Genomic DNA, 2,320 nt, shown 5'->3' with positions numbered 1-2,320 from the left:
CGCAGATTCGCAATCGACGGCTACGATATCCACACCATCCTGCCGATCTCGCTCGAAGACGCGGTGCTGGGGACGGAGACCGAGATCGAGACGCCGGAAGGGCTGAAACCGATCTCGATACCGCCATGGTCGGGATCCGACAGGGCCATTGAGATGGAAGAGCTCGGACTTCCGGACGCCGAAGGCAAGCGCGGAAAGCTCGTCGTGGAACTGCGCGTCATGCTCTGGGAAAAGCCGGATGCGAAGGTCACCGACCTGATGCGCCACATGCGCGAAGGTCTCTACATCTGACCTCCCTGCACGGGCGATCCGGCCGTGCACTCTTTGTTACGGCAGGCTACACGAGATGATCCGGGCCAACTTGAACGGTTGAGCCGCCTATGCCATAGGCAACCTTCCGTTTTCAGCAGCTAGACTTTCGTCTCAGGGGACACAGCATGGTTCAGGCTACAGGCCTCATGGCAGGCAAGCGCGGCGTCATCATGGGCGTCGCGAACAACCGCTCGATCGCTTGGGGCATCGCCAGGGCCATCCATGCACAGGGCGGCGAGATCGCCTTCACCTATCAGGGAGAGGCCCTTCGCAAGCGTGTTGAACCGCTCGCAGCCGAGATCGGCGCGGTGGTTGCCGGTGACTGCGACGTCAGCGACGAAGCCAGCATCGATTCCGCCTTCGCGGAAATCGAAAAGCTCTGGGGCAAGATCGATTTCCTCGTGCATGCGATCGGCTTTTCGGACAAGGACGAGCTGACGGGACGGTATGTGGACACCACCGCCGAGAACTTCGACAAGACGATGCGGATTTCCGTCTACTCCTTCACCTCGGTGGCGCGGCGGGCGGAGAAGCTGATGACGGACGGCGGCTCCATGCTGACGCTGACCTATTACGGCGCCGAAAAGGTCATGCCGAACTACAACGTCATGGGCGTCGCTAAGGCCGCGCTGGAGGCCAGCGTCAAGTACCTCGCCGTCGACCTCGGCCCGAAGAACATCCGCGTCAACGCCATTTCGGCAGGCCCGATCAAGACGCTTGCGGCGTCCGGCATCGGCGACTTCCGCTACATCCTGAAGTGGAACGAGTACAACGCGCCGCTGCGCCGCACGGTCAGCATCGAGGAGGTCGGCGATGTCGGGCTCTACATGCTGTCCGACCTCTCGCGCTCCGTGACCGGCGAAGTCCATCATGCCGACAGCGGCTATCACGTCGTCGGCATGAAGGCGGTGGGCGCCCCCGACATCTCCGTCGTGAAGGACTGACCGCAAGGACGCCTGCCGTGCTCATCTACATGGTTCGACACGGCCAGACGGACTGGAATGCAGAGGGGCGACTGCAGGGTCAGAAGGATATCGCCCTCAACCACCTTGGGCGGGCGCAGGCGACGCGCAACGGGGAAGTTCTCCTCGACCTGGCGGGAGCCGATCTCTTCTCCTTCGACTTCGTGGCAAGCCCCCTTTCGCGCACAAGGGAAACGATGGAGCGGCTTCGGGCCGCCATGGGGCTTGATCCGGCAGGCTATCGGACGGACGAGCGCCTCCTGGAGCTTTCCTTCGGCGACTGGGAGGGGCATACGCTGGAGGAGGTCAACCGCTTCGCACCCGACCGCCTGCTCGCACGCATCGAGCAGAAGTGGAACTTCATACCGCCGGGCGACGACGCGGAAAGCTACGAAATCCTCTCATGGCGGGTCGGCGCATGGCTGAGATCGATCAGTTCGCCGACGATCTGCGTCTCGCATGGCGGGGTGGTCCGATCGGTCTTCCGCCTTGTCGCCCAGGTCTCGGAAGACCACGCGGCACGAATGACCGTGCCCCAGGACATGGTCCTGCAGGTCGATCTCGGCGCAGGCACGCTACGCTGGATCTGATCTACTGGATGATCTCCAGGTCGTCGACAACGCGATTGCCGTCGACCTCCGTATAGAAGACCAGGACCTTCACACCCGATTCCAGCCCTTCGAAGTTGAACTCTTCCGGCACCTTGTAGGTCTTGCCGTCGTCAAGCGTCAGGCTAAGGTCATTGACGTCCACCGACTGAATGGTCGCCTCCACGTCCGAGCTCTGGGCAAAGCCCTGCAAGGGTGAAAGGATGCTGGCGGTTGCAAGCAGCGCGGCTATCAGGAGACGCATGGTCGGGGCCTTCACGGGACGGGGTATGCTTCGTAGCGGCACAAGATAGCCTTCCGATTGTGGCGAAAATCGCCCGTGGTCATGACTTTTTCAGTACAAGTAGTGACTGTTTTATTAGGGTTCAGACTCAATCATAGCCAGAACGCGACGAGGGTGGCCAAGGCGACTGCGGAGAGGAAGTTTCTGGCAAGCTT

4 protein-coding genes are annotated in these 2,320 nt (G+C 61.6%); 3 read left to right on the top strand and 1 reads right to left on the bottom strand.

The window, feature by feature from the left end; all coding sequences use genetic code 11:
* The 3 genes from RTCK_RS02885 to RTCK_RS02875 all read left to right on the top strand — a co-directional run.
* On the top strand, positions 1-291 hold a 291-nt coding region (locus RTCK_RS02885; RefSeq protein ID WP_328803894.1), incomplete at its 5' end, for a DnaJ C-terminal domain-containing protein.
* 146 nt (positions 292-437) lie between these two features.
* Positions 438-1,256, top strand: coding sequence for an enoyl-ACP reductase FabI (gene fabI / locus RTCK_RS02880; RefSeq protein WP_142591465.1), 819 nt, complete (start codon positions 438-440; stop codon positions 1,254-1,256).
* A gap of 29 nt (positions 1,257-1,285) precedes the next feature.
* Positions 1,286-1,864 (top strand): histidine phosphatase family protein, encoded by a 579-nt coding sequence (locus tag RTCK_RS02875; protein ID WP_142591566.1) that lies wholly within the window; start codon positions 1,286-1,288, stop codon positions 1,862-1,864.
* 1 nt (position 1,865) lies between these two features.
* On the opposite strand, the gene RTCK_RS02870 is transcribed toward RTCK_RS02875, so the two are convergent.
* A complete protein-coding gene (locus RTCK_RS02870) occupies positions 1,866-2,126 on the bottom strand; it encodes a DUF1344 domain-containing protein (RefSeq protein ID WP_142521521.1) in 261 nt (86 codons plus the stop codon).
* Positions 2,127-2,320: the final 194 nt, after the last annotated feature.

The sequence above is a fragment of the Pseudorhizobium endolithicum genome, assembly GCF_902153245.2.
Classification (GTDB): domain Bacteria; phylum Pseudomonadota; class Alphaproteobacteria; order Rhizobiales; family Rhizobiaceae; genus Neorhizobium; species Neorhizobium endolithicum.
The sequence above is the reverse complement of the archived record's forward strand: the minus strand, read 5'-3'. Positions and strand labels throughout refer to the sequence as shown.

What these genes read in the sequence shown, in the direction of transcription:
- fabI (WP_142591465.1), top strand. Translation starts at nt 438, where the DNA reads ATGGTTCAGGCTACAGGCCTCATGGCAGGCAAGCGCGGCGTCATCATG.
- RTCK_RS02875 (WP_142591566.1), top strand. Translation starts at nt 1,286, where the DNA reads ATGGTTCGACACGGCCAGACGGACTGGAATGCAGAGGGGCGACTGCAG.
- RTCK_RS02870 (WP_142521521.1), bottom strand. Translation starts at nt 2,126, where the DNA reads ATGCGTCTCCTGATAGCCGCGCTGCTTGCAACCGCCAGCATCCTTTCA.